Below are 21,314 nucleotides of genomic sequence, written 5' to 3' on the forward strand. Positions count from 1 at the left end.
TTCCCCTGCGTGCTGGACCGGACGGCCCCGGGGGCCCGGCGGACCGGTGTCCGCCGCCGGTCTACGAGGCGGTGACGTCCTGCCGGATCACGCGCTCGATGTTCCGTTCGGCGAGGGCTGTGATGGTGACGAACGGGTTCACGCCGATGGAGCCGGGAATGAGCGAACCGTCGGTCACGTAGAGGTTCTTGTAGCCCTTGACCCGGCCGTAGTCGTCGGTGGCCGTGCCGAGGACGCAGCCGCCGAGCGGGTGGTAGGTGAAGTCGTCGGAGAAGGCCTTGAGCTGCTTGCCGAAGAGGTCGTAGCGGTACATCGTGGTGTTCGCCTTGTTGATGCGGTCGAACAGCGACTTCGCGGCGTTGACGGCGGGGGTGTTCTGGTCGCGGGTCCAGCGCAGGATGGCCCGGTCGGTGGCCGGGTCGTAGGCGAAGGTGCCGCGTTCGGGGTTCTTGGTGATCGCCAGGTAGAGGCTGACCCAGGTTTCCAGACCCACGGGCATGGGGGCGATCTCGGCGAAGACGGGGTTCTGGGGGTTGTCCCAGTCGTCGATGCCCATGGCGGGGATGGCGGACTGGTTGGCGCCGACGGGGTTCCACACGTGGTTGGCGCGGGCGGTCATGATGTTGCCGTTCGGGCCCCAGTCGGCGCCGATCTCGGGGCTGAGGTTCGCCAGGGTGCCGGTCTCGCGGGCGCGCAGCAGCAGTTCGGTGGAGCCGAGGCTGCCGGCGCCGAGGAAGAGGTGGCGGCAGGAGATCTCCTTGGTGGCCAGCAGCCGGCCGTCGGCGTCCCGCTGCTCGACGGTCAGCAGGTAGGTGCCGTCCTTCTGCTGCCGGATGGCCTTGGCCTGGTGCAGGGTCTCGATGGTGACCTGACCGGTGCCCAGGGCAGCGGCCAGGTAGGTCTTGTCCAGGCTCTGCTTGCCGTGGTTGTTGCCGTAGATGACCTCGGCGGCGAGCGCCGACTTGGGGACCTCCCCGGCCGCCTCGCGCCGCATGTGGTCGAAGTCGTAGACGTTGGGGACGTGTACGGCGCCCAGTCCGGCCTTCTGGGCCTGGTCGCGGGAGACCCGGGCGAACTTGTACCACTCGGTGCTCTCGAACCAGCCGTTGTCGATGTGGTTGACGCGGAGCATGGAGTTCGCGCGCGGGAAGTAGCGGGTGTACATCTCGGTGGAGTCGACGCGCGGGAGGACCTCCTCGAAGTACGAGCGCTTCGGTGCCACCGCCATACCGCCGTTGACGAGGGAGCCACCGCCGACGCCGCGGCCGACGTACACGGACATCTGGTCGAAGTTGACCCGGTCCAGGACGCCCGCGTACGGGTCGATGTCGCGGTTGGCCAGGTCCAGCCAGAGGAAGCTGCCGAGGGGGGCCTCGGTGCGGTTCTTGAACCAGCTGGAGCGCTTGTCGGGCTTGAGCATGCCGGAGAAGACGTTGCCGTCGGGGCCCGGCTGGTTCCACAGTTGGCCCATTTCGAGCATGACCGTGGGAATTCCGGCTTCGCCGAGGCGCAGGGCGGAGACGGCGGCGCCGTAGCCGGTGCCGATGACGACGGCGGGGACGAACTCACCGCCGTCGGTGCGGCCGGCGGCCAGGGCCCGGGGGGCGCCGATGGTGGTGCTGCCCGCGAGGGCCGCCGCGCCGAGGGCCGTCAGACCGAGCATGCGGCGGCGTGACAGGTGCTGTTCCACGGTATGTACCTGACTTTCGGGAGGAAGGGGACGAGCCGTGGGCATGGGGGGCGCGTCGGGCGGCGAACGCGGGCAGGCAACGGGGAGCGAGACGTCGAGGGGCGAGGCAGGCCTTCGGGGAGGCACGCGCAGGACGTCGCGTGGGGGGCTCCGGCGGGGTTCGGGAGGTCTTCGGGGACGCGTCAGTCGGTGGTGTGCAGAGTGATCGCCGAGCAGGGGCACTGGTCGGTGGCTTCGCGCACGGCGGCGTGCGCGGCGGCGGGCGGGGCGGGTTCGAGCAGGACCACGAAGCCCTCTTCGCACTGGTCGAAGACCTCGGGGGCGAGCAGGGCGCACATGCCGGCCCCGCAGCACAGCCGCCGGTCGACCCCGACCCGCAGCGGGTCGTCCGTCACCAGGCGACGGGCAGCGCGTACACGCCGTAGACCTGCATGTCGTGGCGGAGCCGGATCTCCTCGGGCGGGCAGGCCAGGCGCAGTTCCGGGAAGCGCTCCAGCAGGGCGGTGAAGCCGACCCGCAGTTCGATGCGGGCCAACTGCTGACCCAGGCACTGGTGGATGCCGTGGCCGAAGCCGAGGTGGCCGGCCGCGCGCCGGGTCACGTCGAAGGACTCGGGGTCGGGGAAGCGTTCGGGGTCACGGTTGGCGGCGGCGAGGGAGACCATCACGACCTCCCCCTCCCCGATGAGGGTGCCCTCGATCTCCACGTCCTCCAGGGCGGCCCGGGTGGGGCCGTGGTGGACGATGCTCAGGTAGCGCAGGCTCTCCTCGACGGCGCCCTCGATCAGCGAGGAGTCGGCGCGCAGCACGGCCAGCTGCTCGGGGTGTTCCAGCAGGGCGAAAGCGCCGAGGGCGAGCTGGTTGGCCGTGGTCTCGTGGCCGGCGACCAGCAGCAGGAAGGCGATCGAGGTGAGTTCCTCGTCGGTGAGGTCCGGGTCGGCGGTGATCAGTCCGCTGAGGATGTCGTCGGCGGGTTCGGTGCGCTTGAGGCGCACCAGGCCGCCCAGGTAGGCCCCCAGTTCCAGGAAGGCGGCGGTGACGTCCTCGGTGGACTCGCCGAAGCTGCTCCAGACGTGGGTGTGGTGCTGGAAGGTGGCGCGGTCGGCGTAGGGCACGCCGAGCAGTTCACAGATGACGAGGGAGGGGATGGGGAGCGCGAAGTGCTCGAAGAGGTCGGAGGGGGAGCCGAGGCGCTCCATCTCGTCGAGCCGCTCCGCGGTGATCTTCTCGATCCAGTCGGTGAGCAGTCGCATGCGGCGGACGGTGAACTGCCCGACCAGCAGCTTGCGGTAGCGCTGGTGCTCGGGGTCGTCGTGCTGGATGAACATGCCGGGGGGTGCGGCCGGGGCCTCGTCCAGGGTCGCGGCGCGCGGGACCGGCGGGTGCTTGAGCTCCCCGCGGGCGCTGAACCGGGAGTCGGCGAGGACGGTCCGGGCGGCAGAATATCCGGTGACGAGCCATCCGAGATGGCCGTCGGCGAATTCCATGCGCGTAAGCGGTGCGGTCCGGCGCAGTGACCGGGTAGCCGGGGGCGGATTGAAGTATCCGTCCCGGACAGTGGAAAAGGTCACCGGTAAACCCTGGCTCATACATGCCCTTCCATGGCCGGCCGTATTGCGGCTGAATCGCTGGGAAACGCGGCCTCAACACGGCGACAACGCGTTCTTGACACGGCGTTCTGCAATTCGAACTCCGCCGTCCGCGCAGTTCGATCAGCGCCACGACGAAGGTATGGAGATGCGGTCAGGAGTGTCAACGAAACCAATCCCCCGTGCGCTAACCCTGTGGGCGTGTGGAGCGGGGGTACGGTTACGGGCGGTACCGCGAGGCTTCGGTTCGGTTCGGTTCGGTACGGATCCCCGTCGGACCCGCGCCCCTCCGCCCGCCCCCTCCCCCGGGGCTACGTCGGGTTTCCGGGCACTCCTCGGACAGCAGCCTCGCCATCGGGGCGAGTTCGGCGCGGCCGTCGATGCGCAGCTTGCGGTAGGCCTGGGTGAGGTGCTTCTCGACCGCCCGGGCGCTGACCTCCAGCCGTTCGGCGATGGCCCGGTTGGAGGTGCCGGCGGCGGCGAGTCCGGCGACGCGGCGCTCGGTGCGGGTCAGCGCGGCGACCGCGTCCGCGCCCTGCGAGCCGGCGATGGTGTGCAGGGCGCGTCCGGCCCGGTCGGCGATCCAGGGCGCCCCGCACGTCAGCCCCTGCTCCCGGGCCCGGGTCAGGTGGTACTCGGCCTCGGCCTCGGCCTCCCGTCCGGCGGCCAGCAGCCGTCTGCCGAGGAGCAGGGAGGTGCGGCCCTGTTCGAGGACGTGAGCGGTCCGTTCCAGGGTGGCGGCGGAATCGCGCAGCAGGGCGAGCCCCCGTTCTCCCCCGGTGAGCGCGCCCCGGCCGCGCTGGGCGCGGCCGATGGCCACCGGGCTGCCCCAGCTGACGGCGCGCGCGTACTCCTCATCCATGAGGTCGTGGGCCTGGCCGGGCCGGCCCATCCGGTAGTGCAGCGCGGAGACCCAGCTGCGCCAGGGCGCGACGGCCGGGTTGTGCCAGTGGGCGCGTTCGGCGGTACGGCCCCAGTCGAGGTAGCAGCCCAGGGCGGTCGGCAGGTCGTGGCGCAGGGCGGCGGCGGAGCCTCGGATGAGCAGGCGCAGGGAGGGCAGGGGGCCGTGGGAGGCGTCCGGCGGAGTGCTGGACAGCAGCCTTTCGCACAGGGCGGTGTCCCGGGCTTCGAGGGCGACCAGGACGACGGCGGCCAGGGTGCGGAGGGTGGCCCAGTCGGTGGCGTCCAGGTCGAGCGCCTCGGCGGCGTGGGCGCGGGCCGTCGTCAGGTCCCCCCGGGCCAGGGCAAGGTGGGCGAGCTCGACGGCGATCAGGGCGCGCGGGACGGTGGTGTGGTCGCGGCGGGCCCGTTCGTACGCGGTGTCCAGCCAGGGGCCGATGGTGCCGAGGGAGTCGGCGGCGACCAGGACGTGGGTCAGCAGGGGCAGGGCGGTGTGGACGTGGTCCGGAGTGGCCGGCTCGTGCTGGAGCAGCCGTTCGGCGAGGGGCACGGCCTCGGCGCCGGTGACCTGCTGGGCCAGGACGGCCCCGTGGAGCAGGACGGTGATCCGTTCCCGGTCGGCCGCGCTGTCCAGGCAGGGTACGGGTCCAAGGGCCCGTAACCGGTCGGCGGAGGCGGCCAGTTCGGCCGGGCCGGCCACGGCCGCGTGCCGGAGCCGGGCTTCCAGCCGCAGGGCGCTGCGGCGGGCGGTGCCGGTGAGACCGGCCGCGTCCCCCAGTTCGGCAGCCGTCCTGGCGACGGTGTCGAGGGTGGCGGTCGGGCAGTCGTCGAGGAGGAACGGCGGTATCCGGCCCGCCACCCGGGCGCGCCGGGCCGGCGCCGGGAGGAGGAGCAGCGCCTGGGTGAAGTGGCGCAGCGCCGCCCTGGGGGCGAAGTCCCGCTCGATGGTGGCGAGTTCCACGAGGAGCTCGGCACGGCAGGGTCCCTCGGGCGGACTGATGAGCAGGGCGCGGCGCAGGTAGCGGGCGGCGGCTTCCGGGTCCGTGCGGCGCAGGGCGTCGGTCGCGGCGGCCCGCAGGATGTCCCGCGCCCAGGGCTCCTCGCAGGAGGAGACGGCGGGCAGCTGGGCGGCGACCCGCTCGGCGGGGTGGCCGCCCTGGTGCAGCAGGAGGGCGGCGCGCAGCCGCACGGCCTCGGCTTCAGCGGGGGCCATCGCCTCCTCGACAACATCCGCGACCACCGGGTGGACGAACCGGGGTACGGGGTCCTCCGCGAGCAGGCCGAGTCGGCGCAGCGCCCGGACGGCCTCGGCGCGGCCGGTGGCGTCGAGTCCTGCGAGCCTGCCCGCGAGGTCCTCCCCGGTGGCGCTGGTGTCCCGCGCGTCTCCGGTGGCTCCGATGCCCTCGACGGTGTCCTCGTCGAGGACGGCCAGGGCAGCCGCGAACCGCCGCACCGGCGACCGTTGGCCGCGCAGGACCACCGCGAGGCGTTCGCGCAGGCCGTCGGGCCGCATCCCGCGCAGGACCCGCGCATCGGGCAGCCGCCCCTCGGTGGCCTGCGGTCCGGCGGCGGTCAGGGCGTCGAGGGTGGCCGTGAGCAGCAGGGGGTGTCCGCCGGTCGCCTCGTGGCAGGCTTCGGCGCAGCCCTGGTCCACGGCCCGGCCGAGGCGGGTGCCGACGAGTTCGGCGGTGGCCCCGGGGGACAGCGGACGCAGCCGCAGGACGGCGGCAGCGCGACCGGTGAGGTGCTGGAGGCCGGGTTCGTCCTCGCCGGGGTCCCCTTCGCGGAGGGCGGCGACCAGGGTGACGCGCAGCCGGGGCAGCCGTCCGGCAAGCCGGGCGAGCCAGCGCAGCGAGGGGGTGTCGGCCCACTGGAGGTCGTCCACCAGCAGGAGCAGCGGTTTGCGGTCGCCGTGTTCGGCGACCAGGGTGAGCAGCGCTGCGTCCTGTCCGGGACCGGCGGGGGGATCGGCCCGGCCGTCGGGCGGGGTGGCGGAGCCCCCGGCGGCGGGCAGCAGCGGGGTCAGCAGCTGGCTGAGCACACCGAAGTCAAAGGCCTGTTCGTACGGGGTTCCGCTCGCGGTGAGGACGCGGATGCCCCGGCGTTCGGCGAGCTCCGGCAGGGCCCTCAGCAGGGCGGTCTTGCCCATGCCGAAGCCCCCGGTCACCACCGTCAGCGACCCGCCTCCCGCACTGTGGGCCGTGGCGTCCAACGCTGCCGTGATCAGGTCGAGTTCCTGCTTCCGGTGGAGCAGGGGATTCATGCGGGTTCCTCCGTCGCTGTTCGTTCGAGTGCCGCGGCCAGCTGGGCACGCCCACGGATGCCGAGCTTCCGGTATGCCTTCGTCAGGTGCTGCTCCACGGTGCGAGCGGTGACGGCGAGTTCCCCCGCGATGGCCCGGTTGGGCAGGCCCCCGGCGGCGAGCGCCGCGACCCGGGCCTCGGCGTCGGTGAGCACGTCGCGTCGTACGCCGTCGCCCCGCTCCGGTTCCGGCTGCCCGGCCGGGTCGGGTCGGGGGGCCGGTGCGGGGCCGGCCGCGGCCCGGTCGTCGCCGAGCAGGGAGTCGACGGTGAGGTGACCCGAGAAGCGGGCCGTACCGAGGGCCACCAGCGCCTGCCGGTACTGCCAGCCGGCCGCGCGCCCCGGGGCCGGCACCGGCGCTCCGGGCACGGCGGCCCCGCCGGGGCCCGGGGCCAGCGCCGTGGCGAGCGCGGCGGGCGAGCCCCACAGCAGGGCCCGGCGGCGCTCCTCGGCCAGCAGCCGCACCGCCAGGGGGTCCTCGGGGTCGCGGGTCCGCGCGGCGGCCGAACGCCAGGGCAGCAGGGCGGGGTTGGCCGCCTGCCGGGCCAGCAGCCGGCGTCCGCATTCCAGCAGGTCGGCGAGGGCACCGTCGCGCTCCCCGGCCGCGAGCCGGAACCGCCCGCGCGCGTAGAGGAGGTAGGCCCAGGCCAGACCCGCCTCGGAGGCGGGCGGCAGCGGGGTCTCCAGGATCCGCGCGGCGGCGTCCGCGTCGCCCCGCCGCAGGTCGAGCAGGGCCCGCAGGGCGAGGGGGCCGGGCGCCATGAGGGGGTGCCAGCAGCGGCGGGGCATGACCTCCTCGCAGCGGTCCAGGGCCTCCGAGGCGGCGGCGTCCCGTCCGCCCCACAGCTCGGCGAGGCAGGTGACGAGCAGGGCCGCCCCGGCCACCGGCGGGGCGTCCCGCTGTCCGGCGCACACCAGGATCTCGTCGAGGGCGTTCCGGGCCTCCCCCGTGTCCCCGGTCAGCACGAGCGCGTACGCGGCGGCAGCCCGGACGGCCGGCGGCACGTGCTCGTGGGCCTCCGGGGTCAGGGCGGCCCGGGCGAGCCCCCGGGCGCGGGTGATGTCCAGGCCCCGCTGCGCGGTCCGCCAGGCGGCGACGGCGGCCTCGGCGGCCTGTTCGGGCCGGGCGGGCCAGGCTTCGAGCAGCGGCGATCCGCAGCCGTCCTCCGGGTCGGCGCGGCCATGCTCGGCCATCCAGTGCAGGGCCCGCAGCGCGGAGTGCTCGGCGGTGCCCGGCTCCGCTTCGGCGACGGCCCGGGCGATGCGGGCGGCGGGGGTGAGGACGTCGCCGCGGGCCACGAGGAGCTCCGCCGCGCGCAGCCGGGCCCGTACCGTGCCGGGGTCGGCGGGGGCGGATCCGGTTCCGCCCGCAGGGGGGTCCAGGGCGCGGTGCAGGTGGCGGCTCGCGGCCTCGGGCTCGGTGGGGAGCACGGCGGTGCCCAGCTCGGTCAGCAGCCGTACCCGCAGCTCCTCCGGCACCGGCTCGCGCAGGGCCCGTTCCAGCAGCCGGGCGGCCTGGGCGTGGCGGCCGGCCGCCCGGTGTTCGGCGGCCCGGCGGCGCAGGGTCGCCACCGCCCAGGGGACGCCGATCCGGCCGGCGCCCAGCAGCATCCTGGCCACGGCGCTGTCGGGCAGGGCGGCGCGGTGGGCCCATTCGGCCGCGCGGGCGTGCAGTTCCTCCCGTTGCTCGGTGCCGAGGTCGGCCAGTACGGCCCGGGCGGTGGCTTCGCCGCGCAGGGCGGCTCGGGGGCCGGCGGCGAGCAGGCCGGTGCCGGACAGCAGGGTCAGGGCCCGGGCGGTGCCCAGGCTGCGGGGGCCGGTGGCCAGCGCGTGGATCAGGCCGGGGGTGCAGTCGGGTCCGGCGACCGCCATCGCGCGCAGGACGCCGAGAAGTTCCGCCGACAGAAGGGGGAGGGTGCGCACGGTGCGTTCCCTGACGGCCTCCGCCGCGCTCTCCGCGAGGTGGGCGAGGTGGCCGGTGCGCGGGGCCCAGCCGTGCCGTACGAACCGGGCGATGACCGACCGCAGCAGAGCGGGGTTGCCGTCGAGGCAGCGGACGGCCTCCTGCTGGAAGGCTTCGTCGACGGAGTCGGGCCAAGTGCGGGCGAGGACGCGGCATACGGCTTCGTCGGGCAGCGGGGGCAGGTCCAGCGCGTGCCGGGCCACCGAGCGCCCGTCGGCGAGCGGGCAGGGCTCGATCCGGTCGTACGGATCGGGTCGGGCGGCGCTGTTGCGGGAGGTGAGCAGCATCAGCGGTACCCCGGCCAGCCGCCGGGCCAGTGCCTGGAGCCGGCGTAGTGACGGCTGGTCGGCCCACTGGACGTCGTCGACGACGAGCAGCAGGGGATGGCTGCGGGCGGCGGCCAGGAAGGGTGCGCATGCGTCGGCGGGCGGGCCGTCACCGGGACCGGCGGGGCCGGGCGGCAGCTGGGTGCGGAGCTGGGCGGCGACCCCGTGGGGCAGGCCGCTCTCCTCGGGCGAGGCCGCTGCCACAGCGACCCGCACTCCTGCTTCGGCGGCGAGGGCCGCGGCGTGGTCCAGCAGTGTGCTGCGTCCGATGCCGGGCGGTCCGTGGACCTCGACGAGTGCGGGAAGGCCCCGCCGCAGGTCGGCCAGCAGGCCCCGCAGCAGCCGGTCCTCGGTGTCCCGCCCGATGGGCGCCTCCGCCTCCCGGCCGCCGGGGCCGGGGGCCGGGCCCGGCGGGGCGGCTGTCGTCCGTGGCATGGCTGTCCGTCCTTCTGGGTGTGGTGTCGATGGGGCTCCCCCGCCGGCCCCGTGCGGGCGTCCGGAGGTAGCCACGGGCCCTCGGGACCGTGCGGGCTCGACGCGCGGTGGGCCAGGGACCGGGGGTCGGGCGGGACTCGGGGCCGCGGCCCCTAGGGGGTGGCCGGTACGCCTGCTGCCGGGCGGGGCACGGCGGGGCGGGGGCGGGAGCCGAGGCCACGCGGCAGGTCGCCCCGGCCCCGGACGTCGAGCTTGCGGTAGACGTTGGTCAGGTGCATCTCCACCGTGCGCGGGGTGATGAACAGCGCCTCCGCGATCTTCTTGTTGCTGTGGCCGCGCTGGGCCAGGGTGGCGATCCGGCGCTCGCTGGGGGTCAGGGAGTCCACGGGCGCGACGGCCAGCTGCGGCATCCGTCCGCCGGCGGTCACCAGCGTGTCGCGGGCGGTGGCGGTCAGCGCGTGGGAACCGCAGCGGGTGGCGAGTTCGATGGCCTGGCGCAGATGGCCGCGCGCGGCGCGGGCGTCGCCGAGCTCGAGGAGCTCCCGGCCGAGTCGGTACTCGGCCCTGGCCAGCTCCAGCCGGGCCGGAGAGCCGGCCAGGGTCTCCACGGCCTCGGCCAGCAGCTCCGTACGGACCCGGCCCCCGACGAGCGAGGCCGCCGCGACCAGGCCCAGCCCCAGGGCGCGCGGGGTCCCCCAGTTCCGGGTCCGGTCCAGGGCCGCTTCGACGATCCCGGCGGCTTCGGCGCCCCGGCCCAGCCTGCCCAGGGCGGTGGCGGTCGACAGCCACCAGGGGGCGAGGACCGGGTTGGCGATGCCCGCCTCCTCCTGGCTGCGACCGCACCGCCGCCACAGGTCGAGCGCCCCTTCGAGGTCGCCCCGCCGCCGGCGGACCTCGCCCGAGGTATACAGGTAGAGGTGCCATTCCCAGACGCTGCGGTCCAGGTGGCTCGCGGTGCGGGCAAGTCCGTCGAGCACGGCGCCGGCGCGTTCCACCTCCCCCTGGGAGAGCAGTACGGAGCTCAGTGCGAGGTGGGCGAGGGGCGGGGCCCCGGCCGGGCCGGTTCCCTCGGTGGCGGCCCAGGCGTCCCGCGCGGCGGCGGCGACGTCGCCGGTGCCGTGCAGGATCAGGGAGCGGCCGGCCAGCGCCGCGCACCGGGGCCACAGCGGGGGGTGGGCCTGGGCCGGTGACAGCACCCGGTCCAGGGCGGCGAGTGCCTCGTCGACGAGGTCGGCGAGCGCGAGGACCGCCGAGGAGCAGAACACCCCCCAGCCGGCGGTGCCGGGTTCGTCGGCGCGCAGGGCCTGACGGGCGAAGGCGGCGGCCCGGGCCGCGGAGCCGCCGTCGAGGGCGGCGAAGGCGCTGAGCGCCGCGAGCAGGCGCCGGTCGGCCGGACCGTGCCCGGTCGGTACGGGCAGGGCGGCGGCCCGGGCACGTGCGGCGGCCAGCGCCGTGCGGTCGTTGACGGCGGTGGCCAGCAGGGCGGATTCGACCGTCGTACGCAGCTCCCGGTCGGCGGGGCCGGTACCGCTGCCCGGGGGTCCGGTCAGGCGGTCCAGCACCCGCTCCAGTAACCGCAGGCCTTCGGGAGCGCGGCGGGTGCCGAGCGCCATCATGGCGTACTGCACGGCGACGGGTGCCTGCCCGCGCGGGTCGGGGGTGAGGGCAAGGGCCTGGCGCAGGTGCCGGAGGGCGTGTGCCGGGGTGGCGACGGTACGGCTGGCGGCGCGAGCCAGTTCCACGTGCAGGCCGCCGCGTTCGGCGTCGGTGAGGGCGCGGCCCGCCTCGCCGCGCAGCCAGCGGCCGGCGGCCCTGACGGTCGCCCGGGTGGGGGCCTCGGCTGCGGCGTCGCGCAGGACGGCGAACATCCAGGGTTCGTCGATCCGGTCCAGCGGGGCGAGCTGCTCGGCGACCTCCGGGGCGGGCTGTCCGGCGTCGCTGAGGACCCGGGCGGCCCGGACCCGCAGGCCCCGGAGTTCGGGTGCGGTCAGGGTGGCGAGGACCGCGTGCCGAAGGCCCTCCCGCATGAGCGGCGGGGAGCCCTCGGCCACGGCCTCTATCCGGCGCAGTGCCGTCAGCGCGCATTCCACGGCCCGGGCGTCCAGTCCGCTGAGCGCGGCGAGCAGATCGGGGGTGGCCCGGCCGAGCACCGCGAGGGCGGTGGCCGCCTGCCGGACCCGGCGCGGGCCGGCGGCCAGCAGCTCGGGGATCCTCGAGGTCAGCACGGTCTGGTGGACGGTGCTCAGCTGGTGCACGGCGTGCGCGTCGGGCGGTATGCCGAGGGTGCGCAGGGTGGCGAGCAGCCGGTCCAGGAGCAGCGGGTTGCCGCCGGTGAGTTCGGCACAGCGCCGGACGAACCGATGGTCCGCCGGCCCGCCGGACGTATGGGTGACCACGTGGGCAATGCCGACTTCGGAGAGCGGGGCGGGTTCGAGGACGGTGCAGCGGCCTTGGGCGAGGATCTCGGCGAGTACGGGGGTTCCGGGGCCGGGGGCGTCGGTGCGCTGCGCGAGGACCAGGAGCAGGGGCCGGACGGCGGCGTGGCGCAGGATGAAGTCGGCGCAGCGCAGGGAGGCTTCGTCGCACCACTGCGCGTCGTCGATGACCAGGGCCAGGGGTCCGGCGGAGAGCAGGTCCAGGGCGCGGCCGTGGAGCGCGTGCCGGTGGTGGAGGTCGTGCGCCCCGTCCGGGGGGCCGGCCGGCTGCCCGGACGGGGCCGGCAGCAGGGTGTCCACCGTACGTGTGCGGGCCGGGCCGTCCGGCGGGCCGGCGGCGTACCGGACGGTGTATCCCGCAGCCGCGAGCCGCTGCCGGGCGAGGGTCAGCAGGCGGGTCCTGCCGATTCCGGCGGGGCCTCTGACGAGAACGGCCCGCGCGGTGCCCGCCCGGGCCTCGGCGGCGTGGCGCAGCAAGGTTTCGAGTTCAGGGGTGGGGGCGTCCGGGTGCATGACCGGGCCCTGCGCCATTCCAGCGGTGAACACCACTGTATTTCCCTCTTCCTTCGTGGAACCGCCCTCTGGATCATCCGGCGGTACAACGCCGGAATGTCTTTGCGTGACCAAGACCGTAGGGGATGTACCGGAGGAACTTCCGGCCGATCCGCTCAATTTGAGCCATAATGCACTGGACCTTGGCCGAGGCACGTGCCACCACGAGGCGCCCGTCGGCGGAAAACCGCACCGGATTTCGGCCTTTCCTCAATGCCGAATTCCCTTGTTTTCCGTGGGAGGCGGCGGGTGCGGGGCGGCCTCGTGGCGGAACGGTGCAGCCATTATCAGGCCATCAATTCCCGTTACCCGGCTGCGTTATCGTGCCGGGGCGGTGGTCGGCCGCCGAACCCGTCGGAGTGCTGCGTGCTGTCCCATGTGAAATCGCCCTGGCCGGGGGCACGTCCCCGGCCGGACGGGGGCGTGCTTGACCTGTGGCTGTTACGCGTCCCGGACTCCGGGCTGCGCTCCGTGATCCTCGACGAGTCCCCGCTGGACGCGCAGGGGCGCGCCCGGGCCGTCGGCTCCGTCCATCCTCTGGACCGGAGCCGCTACGTGGCCGCGCACCTCGCGCTGCGCCGGGTGCTCAGCGCCTACGAGGACGTCCCTCCGACGGAATTGGAGTTCGTGCGCCGATCCTGCCCGTGCTGCGGCGGCCCCCACGGACGGCCGGCGCCGGCCGGTCCGGGCGCGCCGCACTTCTCCCTGTCCCATACGGGCGGCCTGGGCCTGGTCTCGGTGGCCGGGCGGCCGGTCGGCGTGGACGTGGAGGCGCCCGAGGCACAGGCCCTGGCCGTACTCCTCGCCCGGCGCGACGGAGTCCGGGGGTCCGGAACACGCCACCCTGGGCCGCCGGGCCGGCTCGGCTACCTCCGCGCCGGCGCGACCGGGTGCTTGAGTTGCGCTCCCAACGCGCGGGAGATCCTCCGGGCGGCGGTCACCACGGCCGGGACGAAGCCGTGGGCCGTGCCGTCGCGCGACGGCACGATGATCGACAGTGCCGCGATCACACTCTGGTCCGGGCCGCGGATCGGCGCCGCGACCGAGGTCGACACGAGCTCGAACTGCCGGTCCGTGATCGCGTAGCCGGTGCGGAGGATGGCGGCGAGCTCGCGCCGCAGCTGGTGCGGGTCCACCACGGTGTACTCGGTGTACGGCTGGAGCGGGCCGCGCAGCACCTCGTTGATCCGCTCCGTACCCGAGTGGGCGAGCAGGACCCGGCCGACGCCCGTGGGATGCAGCGGGAGGCGGGTGCCCGGGTCGGCGATGATCCGGGTGGCGGCGTGGCTGAACAGGCGCTCGACGTAGACGACTTCGTCGCCGTCGAGAACGGCCACCTGCACGTTCTGGTGCGTGGCTTCGTACAGATCCTCCAGGAACGGCAGCGACACCTCGCGCAGGCTCTTGCTCCGCGGGGCCAGCGAGCCGACCTCCCACAGGTGCAGGCCGATCGCGTAGCGCCCCGACGCGTCGCGCTCCAGCGCACCCCAGTGGGTCAGCTCCTGGAGCTGGCGGTGGGTGGACGACACCGGTTGGCGCAGTCGTCGGGCGATCTGCGACAGCGTCAGTGTCGGCGCGTCCGTGGTGAAGCAGTCCAATATCGCGAGTGCGCGCTGTGTGCTCGACAACCGGCCGGTGCTCATGACCTGTTCACCTGCTCTGACCACAAAGTTTCCCTCAGGGTGGAAATCGTCCCCCACATCCTGGCCTCGCCGGACAAGCTGCCACCAGAAACCGAGAGAAGCAATACGGAGGGTGTGGATGCGGACTCAAGTGGGGATCATCGGAGCCGGGCCCGCGGGCCTTCTGCTGTCGCACTTGCTCTCCCTGCAGGGCATCGACTCGGTCGTCCTGGAGCGGCGGGACCGGGACTTCGTCGAGCAGCGGGTGCGGGCCGGCGTCCTGGAGCACGGCACGGTCCAAACGCTCCGCGAGGCGGGGGTCGCCGAGCGGCTGGACGCCGAGGGGATGGTCCACGAAGGTCTGAACGTGCGCTTCGGCGGGCGCACCCACCGGCTCGACCTGGAAGAGCTGGTGGGGCGCTGCGTCACCGTCTATGGCCAGCAGGAAGTGGTCAAGGACCTCGTCGCCGCTCGACTGGAGGCGGGTGGGGACATCCGCTTCGGGGCCGAGGGCGTGGCCGTGCATGACATCGACGGTGAGCGGCCCCGCATCACTTTCGTGGACGGGGACGAAAGCACCGAACTCGTCTGCGACTTCATCATCGGCGCGGACGGCTTCCACGGAATCAGCCGGGGTGCGATACCGGGTCTGGACGAGTACGAGCGCACGTACCCGTACTCCTGGCTGGGGATTCTCGTCGAAGCGCCGCCCTCGTGCCCCGAGGTCGTCTACGCGCGGCACGACCGCGGCTTCGCCCTGCACAGTATGCGCTCGGCCCACGTCACCCGGCTCTATCTGCAAGTGGCGCCGGACGCGGACCTCGCCGACTGGCCCGACGAACGGGTGTGGGCCGAACTGCACACCAGGCTGAGCGACAACGAGGGCTTCGCGCTGACCGAGGGCCCGCTGCTCGACAAGAGCATCACGCCCATGCGTAGCTTCGTGGCCACCCCGATGCAGCACGGTCGGCTGTTCCTGGCCGGCGACGCCGCCCACATCGTGCCGCCCACGGGGGCCAAGGGCATGAACCTCGCCGTGGCCGACGTCCGCCTGCTTTCGCACGCGCTCGGCGGCTACTACCACGACCGGCGCGAGGACCTGTTGGCCGCCTACACCGAGGAGGCGTCCCGCCGGGTGTGGCGGGCCACCCACTTCTCGTGGTGGATGACGTCGATCCTGCACAAGTCACCGGGCGCCGACGTCTTCGACGACCGCCTCGGCACGACTCAGCTGGAGTGGATCGCCTCCTCCCGGCCTGCGGCCGCCGCACTCGCCGAGAACTACACCGGCCTGACCTACGACAGAGGATGGTCCTACCGATGAGCGTGGTTGTTCGCAATGTCACGCGGACCGACGGCGAGATCGTCGACGGACTTGCCGAACTCGGTGTCGCCACGGTGCACGAGGCGCAGGGACGGTCCGGCCTGCTCGACCCGCGGCTGCGTCCGATACACAGGTCGGTCCGCGTCGCCGGCACGGCGCTGACGTGTGAGGTGGCGCCAGGTGACAACTGGATGCTGCACGTCGCCGTGGAGCAGGCCAGGCCCGGGGACATCCTGGTCGTGGCGCCCACCAGTGCCTGCTCGGACGGATACTTCGGCGAACTCCTCGCCGTGAGCCTGCGCGCCCACGGCGTACGGGGCCTGGTCATCGACGCCGGTGTGCGGGACACGGCCGAACTCACAGCCATGGGGTTCCCGGTGTGGTCGGCCGCGGTCAGCGCCCAGGGCACCGTGAAGGAGACCCTCGGCAACGTACAGACGCCCGTGGTCTGCGGCGGCAGGCTCATCCGGCCCGGCGACGTCGTCCTCGCCGACGACGACGGTGTCGTGGTGGTGGAGCGGTCCCGGGCCGGGACCGTCCTGGAGAAGGCCCGGCTGCGCGAAGCCCAGGAGGCGGACAAACGGAGGAGGCTGGCCGCGGGCGAGCTCGGCCTGGACATGTACGGGATGCGCGACCGGCTCGCCGAGCGCGGCCTCCGCTACATCGACGCGGATGGGTCTTGATGAGCGGGCGGGCGATTCCCTGTTCGGTGATGCGCGGCGGCACGTCCAAGGGACTGTTCTTCCTCGCCACGGACCTGCCGGGTGACCGGGCGGACCGTGACGCCATGCTGCGCTCCCTGCTGGGTTCGCCCGATCCCCGACAGATCGACGGCCTGGGCGGCGCCCATCCGCTCACCTCGAAGGTGGCGGTGGTGCGGCGGTCCGCCCGCCCCGACGCGGACGTGGACTACCTGTTCCTCCAGGTGTGGCCCGACCGGACGGAGGTGTCGGGCAACCAGAACTGCGGCAACATGCTCGCCGCCGTCGCGCCTTTCGCGATCGAGCAGGGCCTGGTCGATCCGGGCGACCCCGTCACGGCCGTGCGGATCTGGATGGAGAACACCCGCAGCCTCGCCGTCGCCCGGGTCCGGACGCCCGGCCGCCGGGTGCGCTACGACGGAGCGGCGCGCATCGACGGTGTGCCCGGTACCCACGCTCCGATCCTGATCGACTTCCAGGACTCCGCCGGCTCCACCTGTGGGTCGCTGCTGCCGACCGGCAACGCGGTGGACCTGGTGGAGGGGACCCCCGTCACCTGCATCGACAACGGGATGCCGGTGGTCTGCGTCGCCGCCGAGGCGCTGGGTGTGACCGGCCACGAGGGCCCCGCCGAACTGGAGGCCGACACCGAGCTGCGGGCGAGGGTGGAGAGGCTGCGACTGGCCGCGGGCCGGCTGATGAACCTGGGAGATGTGCGGGACAAGACCGTGCCGAAGGTCAGTCTGCTCTCGGAACCCGAGCACGGCGGCGTGATCGCCACCCGCACCTTCATCCCGCACCGGGTGCACGAGGCGATCGGCGTGTTCGGCGCGGTGTCGGTCGCGACCGCCTGCCGGGTGCCCGGTTCGGTGGCGGCCGGCCTCGCCCGGGCCGGCCGCCGGTCCCCCGACGGCGAAGAGCTCGACATCGAGCACCCCACCGGCTGTTTCGCCGTCTCCATGGACGTCACCGTCGAGGGCACGACGGTGACCGTCAGACGGGCCGCCCTGCTGCGTACCGCGCGCCTGCTGATGCGCGGTGACGCCTTCGCCGCGGACTTCCCCGGGGCCGAGACCGAGGCCCGGCCGGTGGGTCCGGACGCCGGCCGGGCCACCCCCGCCGCTCACGAGGGAGACACAGAATGATCATCGACTGTCACGGCCACTACACCACGGTGCCCGCCGAGCACGCCGACTGGCGGGACGCCCAGGTGGCGGCCTTCACCGACGGCGGGCCGGCCCCGACGTACCCGGCGATCAGTGACGACCAGATCCATGAGTCCGTCGCGGGCCAGCTGAAGCTGATGGACGAACGCGGCATCGACATGACCGTCTTCTCCCCCCGTGCCTCCGCCATGGCCCATCACATCGGCGACGATGAGGTCAGTGCCGCCTGGACGCGGGTGAACAACGACCTCATCCACCGGGTCACGACCCTGTACCCGGACCGGTTCATCGGAGTGGGCCAGCTTCCGCAGTCGCCGGGCGTTCCCATCGAGCGGTCCATCGACGAGCTCAGACGATGCGTCCTGGAGCTCGGCTTCGTCGGCTGCAACCTCAATCCCGACCCCAGCGGCGGACACTGGACCGCGCCACCCCTGACCGACCGGAACTGGTACCCCTTCTACGAGGTCATGATCGAGTTGGACGTGCCCGCCATGGTGCACGTCTCGGGAACCGCGAACCGGAGCTTCCACGCCACCGGCGCGCACTACCTCAACGCGGACACCACCGCGTTCATGCAGTTGCTGAGCGGCGACCTCTTCGCCGACCTGCCGGAACTGCGCCTGATCATCCCGCACGGCGGCGGAGCGGTCCCGTACCACTGGGGCCGCTACCGGGGCCTCGCCGACATGCTGGGCAAGCCCCGACCGGCGGAGCACGTCATGCGGAACGTCTTCTTCGATACCTGCGTCTACCACCAGCCCGGGATCGATCTGCTCTTCGACGTCATCGACACCGACAACATCCTCTTCGGCTCGGAGATGATCGGCGCCGTCCGCGGCATCGACCCGCGCACGGGCCACTTCTTCGACGACACCCGGCGGTACGTCGAGGCGCTCGACCTTCCCCCGGACGTACGGGCCAAGGTCTACGAGCACAACGCGCGCCGGGTCTATCCACGCCTGGACACCGCGCTGAAGGCGAGGTCACGATGACGGCCGCCCCCTTCCGGCCGGACGCCGACTGGCTGCCGTACCACCGGAATCCGAGCACTCCGGCCTTCCGGCCACCGCCAGGATCGGTGGACGCCCACTGCCACGTCTTCGGGCCCGGCGACCGCTTCCCCTATGCGCCCGAACGGAAGTACACCCCGGTCGACGCCGGCCGCGACGCGTTGTTCCGGCTGCGGGACTTCCTCGGCTTCGACAAGAACGTGATCGTCCAGGCCACCTGCCACGGAGCGGACAACAGCGCCCTCATGGACGCCCTGCACGCCGCGGACGGCCGGGCCCGAGGGGTCGCCACGGTGCGCGCCGACATCACGGACGACGAACTCGAACGCCTCCACGAAGCGGGCGTACGGGCCGTACGGTTCAACTTCGTCAGGCGGCTGGTCGATCCGAAACCGGACCAGTACTACCGTGCCGTCGTCGAGCGGATCGCACGGCTCGGCTGGCACGTCGTGGTGTACTTCGAGATGGCCGACCTGGCCGAACGCTGGGACTTCCTCACCTCCCTGCCCACGGTCGTGGTCGTCGATCACATGGGGCGCCCCGACGTCACGCAGCCGGTGGACGGTCCGGGGTTCGAGCGCTTCATGACCCTGCTGCGGGACCACCCGCAATTCTGGGCGAAGGTGTCCTGCCCGGACCGGCTCACCGCGTCCGGGCCCCCCGGCTACGACGACGTCGTGCCGTTCGCGAGGGCCCTCGTGGACGCGTTCCCGGACCGGGTCCTGTGGGGAACCGACTGGCCCCACCCCAATCTGAAGAGCCATATGCCGGACGACGGCAGCCTGGTCGACTTCGTACCACGCATTGCCACCGACGAGGAAAAGCAGCACCGACTGCTGGTCAGTAACCCGACGCGACTGTACTGGGGGGAGGGGCGATGACACTGAAGGCGGATCTGGAGGACATCCCGGGGACCACCGTGTTCACCGGCGAGCAATCACGGAAGGGATACCACCTCAATCAATTCTGCATGAGCCTCACCCGCCCGGAGAACCGGGAGAGATTCAAGGCCGACGAACGAGCCTATCTCGATGAATGGCCGATGACCGAGGCCCAGAGGCAGGCCGTACTCACACGCGACTGGAACGCCGCGATCGCGGAAGGCGGGAACATCTACTTCCTCGCGAAGATCTTCGCCACCGACGGGACCTCGTTCCCGGAAGCGGCCAGCGCCATGACCGGAATCCCGGTCGAGGAATACACCGCGACGATGCGTGCCGGCGGTCGTTCGCCGGAAGGCCGACGGTCCATCAGGGAAGGACGATAGCCATGGCGCGGATCACCGCGGGGATCACCACGAGCCACGTTCCGGCCATCGGAGCGGCCGTCGATCACGGCAAGACCGAACAGGACTACTGGAAGCCGTTGTTCCAGGGGTACGAGTGGACCCGGGAGTGGATCGGCCGCGAACGGCCCGACGTCGTCATCCTCATCTACAACGACCATGCCTCGGCCTTCTCCCTGGACATGATCCCCACCTTCGCACTGGGCTGCGCGGAGCGCTTCTCGCCCGCCGACGAGGGGTTCGGCGCCCGCCCCGTGCCGATCGCCGAGGGCCACCCGGACCTGGCCTGGCATCTGGCCCAGTCCCTGATCCTGGACGAGTTCGACATCACCATCATGAACAAGATGGACGTCGACCACGGCTTCACCGTTCCGATGACGCTGATGTTCGGCGAGGCCGAGGCGTGGCCGGTGAAGGTCGTACCGCTGGCGGTGAACGTCGTCCAGTACCCGCCGCCGACGGGGAACCGGTGTTGGATGCTGGGCGAGGCGATCCGGAAGGCTGTACACAGTTACGGCGAGGACCTCAAGGTCCAGGTCTGGGGGACCGGCGGCATGAGCCACCAACTCCAGGGCCCCCGGGCCGGCCTGATCAACACCCCCTTCGACCTCTCCTTCCTGGACAGACTCACCTCGGACCCCCAGGCGCTGCGCCGCATCCCCCACCTCGAATACCTGCGGGAGGCCGGCTCCGAGGGGATCGAGATGGTGATGTGGCTGATCATGCGCGGCGCTCTGGGCGACGACGTGCGGGAGATCCACCGCCACTACCATGTGCCGGCCTCCAACACCGCCGTCGGACACCTGGTCCTGGAAGCGCTGAGCTGATGCCGATCGCCACGTCCCCCACCCGGATCGCGCTGGCGGGCACCGGTGCCTTCGGCCGCCGGCACCTCGAAAGCCTGGTCACCATCGACGACGCGGAACTGGCCGTCGTCGTGACGCCCCATCGCGACGAGGCACGCGATGTCGCGCTGCGGTTCGGCGCGGCCGAGGCCGCCACGGATCTGGCAGACGTGCTGAAGCGCGACGACATCGACGCCGTCATCCTCTGCACCCCCACCCCTCTGCACGCCCAGCAGGCCATCGCGGCCCTGCGCAGTGGGAAGCACGTCCAGGTCGAGATCCCGGTGGCGGACAACTGGGCGGACGTACGAGCCGTGGCGGCGGCCCAGCGTGAGACGGGCCGGATCTGCATGGTCGGACACACCCGCCGGTTCAACCCGTCGCACCGGTGGATTCGTCACCGCCTCGGGACCGGCGAGTTCCGGCTCCAGCAACTTGAGGTGCGCACGCACTTCTTGCGCAGGAGCAATCTCAACGCCCTGAACCAGCCGCGTACCTGGACCGACCATCTTCTGTGGCACCACGCGGCGCACACCGTGGACCTGCTGCGGTATCAGACAAGGGAGGACATCGTCGCCGCACACGCGATCCGAGGGCCCGACCACCCCGGACTGGGAATCGCCATGGACATGGCCGTCCACCTGCTCACCAGCGGCGGAACCGTCTGCACGCTGTCCCTGAGCTTCAACAACGACGGTCCGCAGGGAAGCACGTTCCGCTACATCGGGGACACCGCCACCTACCTCGCCCACTACGACGCCCTGACCTCCGGCCGCGGCGAGCCCATCGACCTCTCCCCGTTCGACGCCACGCCGGGCGTCGAGGGCCAGGACCGCGAGTTCGTCGCGGCCATCCGGGAGAACCGCGAGCCCGAGTCCAGCCTGACCGCCGTACTCGACGGCTACCGGACACTCGCCGAACTCGAACAGCTGCTCGCGGCCTGACGAGCAGCGTCCCGAGGACCGCGGTCAGCGACCCCGACCGCTCCTCACCCGGCCCTGTCCTGGACACACAGCCGTACGCCGGCCAGGACCTGGGCCGCAGTACCGGGGCACACCAACGCCCGCCTCCGCCGCGGCGCTCGGACCGAGCGCACCGCCGGCCTCCCCACGGCACGCCTGCTCGGGGTCGTACGCCCGAACGCGCAGCCGCCGGCCGCCCGTCCGGGCCG

15 protein-coding genes are annotated in these 21,314 nt (G+C 73.0%); 8 read left to right on the forward strand and 7 right to left on the reverse strand.

The window, feature by feature from the left end:
* Positions 1-61: 61 nt before the first annotated feature.
* From ACIHCL_RS29595 to ACIHCL_RS29625, 7 genes are all read right to left on the reverse strand, one after another.
* Positions 62-1,735, reverse strand: coding sequence for a GMC oxidoreductase (locus ACIHCL_RS29595; RefSeq protein ID WP_399866656.1), 1,674 nt, complete (start codon positions 1,733-1,735; stop codon positions 62-64).
* A gap of 137 nt (positions 1,736-1,872) precedes the next feature.
* Positions 1,873-2,085: a ferredoxin gene (locus tag ACIHCL_RS29600; RefSeq protein WP_399866658.1), complete on the reverse strand. Its 213-nt coding sequence runs from the start codon at positions 2,083-2,085 to the stop codon at positions 1,873-1,875.
* On the reverse strand, positions 2,082-3,176 hold the full coding sequence (locus tag ACIHCL_RS29605) for a cytochrome P450 (RefSeq protein ID WP_399866659.1): 1,095 nt from the start codon (positions 3,174-3,176) through the stop codon (positions 2,082-2,084). The genes ACIHCL_RS29600 and ACIHCL_RS29605 overlap by 4 nt, the downstream gene beginning before the upstream one ends.
* Positions 3,177-3,498: 322 nt before the next feature.
* Positions 3,499-6,441, reverse strand: a complete 2,943-nt coding sequence (locus ACIHCL_RS29610) for an AAA family ATPase (RefSeq protein WP_399866661.1) — start codon at positions 6,439-6,441, stop codon at positions 3,499-3,501.
* Entirely contained in the window at positions 6,438-9,203 is a 2,766-nt protein-coding gene (locus tag ACIHCL_RS29615; protein ID WP_399866663.1) for an AAA family ATPase, read from the reverse strand. The genes ACIHCL_RS29610 and ACIHCL_RS29615 overlap by 4 nt, the downstream gene beginning before the upstream one ends.
* Before the next feature lie 152 nt (positions 9,204-9,355).
* The gene (locus tag ACIHCL_RS29620; RefSeq protein ID WP_399866664.1) at positions 9,356-12,184 is read right to left on the reverse strand and encodes a LuxR C-terminal-related transcriptional regulator; all 2,829 of its coding nucleotides are present in this window, start codon (positions 12,182-12,184) and stop codon (positions 9,356-9,358) included.
* 872 nt (positions 12,185-13,056) lie between these two features.
* Positions 13,057-13,833, reverse strand: a complete 777-nt coding sequence (locus ACIHCL_RS29625) for an IclR family transcriptional regulator (RefSeq protein WP_399866665.1) — start codon at positions 13,831-13,833, stop codon at positions 13,057-13,059.
* A gap of 118 nt (positions 13,834-13,951) precedes the next feature.
* On the opposite strand from ACIHCL_RS29625, the gene ACIHCL_RS29630 reads away from it, so the two are divergent.
* Genes ACIHCL_RS29630 through ACIHCL_RS29665 form a run of 8 tightly spaced genes read left to right on the forward strand, consistent with a single transcriptional unit; the run spans position 13,952 to position 21,087 of the window.
* A complete protein-coding gene (locus ACIHCL_RS29630) occupies positions 13,952-15,136 on the forward strand; it encodes a 4-hydroxybenzoate 3-monooxygenase (protein ID WP_399866666.1) in 1,185 nt (394 codons plus the stop codon).
* Positions 15,133-15,819, forward strand: a complete 687-nt coding sequence (locus ACIHCL_RS29635; protein ID WP_399866668.1) for a 4-carboxy-4-hydroxy-2-oxoadipate aldolase/oxaloacetate decarboxylase — start codon at positions 15,133-15,135, stop codon at positions 15,817-15,819. Before ACIHCL_RS29630 ends, ACIHCL_RS29635 begins: the two co-directional genes overlap by 4 nt.
* The gene (locus tag ACIHCL_RS29640; RefSeq protein ID WP_399866670.1) at positions 15,819-16,982 is read left to right on the forward strand and encodes a 4-oxalomesaconate tautomerase; all 1,164 of its coding nucleotides are present in this window, start codon (positions 15,819-15,821) and stop codon (positions 16,980-16,982) included. Before ACIHCL_RS29635 ends, ACIHCL_RS29640 begins: the two co-directional genes overlap by 1 nt.
* A complete protein-coding gene (locus ACIHCL_RS29645) occupies positions 16,979-17,995 on the forward strand; it encodes an amidohydrolase family protein (RefSeq protein WP_399866672.1) in 1,017 nt (338 codons plus the stop codon). The genes ACIHCL_RS29640 and ACIHCL_RS29645 overlap by 4 nt, the downstream gene beginning before the upstream one ends.
* Positions 17,992-18,894 (forward strand): amidohydrolase family protein, encoded by a 903-nt coding sequence (locus tag ACIHCL_RS29650; protein ID WP_399866675.1) that lies wholly within the window; start codon positions 17,992-17,994, stop codon positions 18,892-18,894. The genes ACIHCL_RS29645 and ACIHCL_RS29650 overlap by 4 nt, the downstream gene beginning before the upstream one ends.
* Complete coding sequence (gene ligA / locus ACIHCL_RS29655) at positions 18,891-19,280, forward strand: protocatechuate 4,5-dioxygenase subunit alpha (RefSeq protein WP_399866677.1); 390 nt, start codon at positions 18,891-18,893, stop codon at positions 19,278-19,280. Before ACIHCL_RS29650 ends, ligA begins: the two co-directional genes overlap by 4 nt.
* Before the next feature lie 2 nt (positions 19,281-19,282).
* On the forward strand, positions 19,283-20,125 hold the full coding sequence (locus tag ACIHCL_RS29660) for a class III extradiol dioxygenase subunit beta (protein ID WP_399866678.1): 843 nt from the start codon (positions 19,283-19,285) through the stop codon (positions 20,123-20,125).
* Positions 20,125-21,087: a Gfo/Idh/MocA family oxidoreductase gene (locus ACIHCL_RS29665; protein WP_399866680.1), complete on the forward strand. Its 963-nt coding sequence runs from the start codon at positions 20,125-20,127 to the stop codon at positions 21,085-21,087. The genes ACIHCL_RS29660 and ACIHCL_RS29665 overlap by 1 nt, the downstream gene beginning before the upstream one ends.
* The last annotated feature ends 227 nt before the right edge of the window (positions 21,088-21,314 follow it).

This window comes from Streptomyces sp. NPDC052042 (assembly GCF_044548345.1).
Classification (GTDB): domain Bacteria; phylum Actinomycetota; class Actinomycetes; order Streptomycetales; family Streptomycetaceae; genus Streptomyces.

What these genes read in the sequence shown, in the direction of transcription:
- ACIHCL_RS29650 (WP_399866675.1), top strand. Translation starts at nt 17,992, where the DNA reads ATGACGGCCGCCCCCTTCCGGCCGGACGCCGACTGGCTGCCGTACCAC.
- ACIHCL_RS29645 (WP_399866672.1), top strand. Translation starts at nt 16,979, where the DNA reads ATGATCATCGACTGTCACGGCCACTACACCACGGTGCCCGCCGAGCAC.
- ACIHCL_RS29635 (WP_399866668.1), top strand. Translation starts at nt 15,133, where the DNA reads ATGAGCGTGGTTGTTCGCAATGTCACGCGGACCGACGGCGAGATCGTC.
- ACIHCL_RS29660 (WP_399866678.1), top strand. Translation starts at nt 19,283, where the DNA reads ATGGCGCGGATCACCGCGGGGATCACCACGAGCCACGTTCCGGCCATC.
- ligA (WP_399866677.1), top strand. Translation starts at nt 18,891, where the DNA reads ATGACACTGAAGGCGGATCTGGAGGACATCCCGGGGACCACCGTGTTC.
- ACIHCL_RS29630 (WP_399866666.1), top strand. Translation starts at nt 13,952, where the DNA reads ATGCGGACTCAAGTGGGGATCATCGGAGCCGGGCCCGCGGGCCTTCTG.
- ACIHCL_RS29605 (WP_399866659.1), bottom strand. Translation starts at nt 3,176, where the DNA reads ATGGAATTCGCCGACGGCCATCTCGGATGGCTCGTCACCGGATATTCT.
- ACIHCL_RS29665 (WP_399866680.1), top strand. Translation starts at nt 20,125, where the DNA reads ATGCCGATCGCCACGTCCCCCACCCGGATCGCGCTGGCGGGCACCGGT.
- ACIHCL_RS29610 (WP_399866661.1), bottom strand. Translation starts at nt 6,441, where the DNA reads ATGAATCCCCTGCTCCACCGGAAGCAGGAACTCGACCTGATCACGGCA.
- ACIHCL_RS29625 (WP_399866665.1), bottom strand. Translation starts at nt 13,833, where the DNA reads ATGAGCACCGGCCGGTTGTCGAGCACACAGCGCGCACTCGCGATATTG.
- ACIHCL_RS29640 (WP_399866670.1), top strand. Translation starts at nt 15,819, where the DNA reads ATGAGCGGGCGGGCGATTCCCTGTTCGGTGATGCGCGGCGGCACGTCC.
- ACIHCL_RS29615 (WP_399866663.1), bottom strand. Translation starts at nt 9,203, where the DNA reads ATGCCACGGACGACAGCCGCCCCGCCGGGCCCGGCCCCCGGCCCCGGC.
- ACIHCL_RS29595 (WP_399866656.1), bottom strand. Translation starts at nt 1,735, where the DNA reads ATGCCCACGGCTCGTCCCCTTCCTCCCGAAAGTCAGGTACATACCGTG.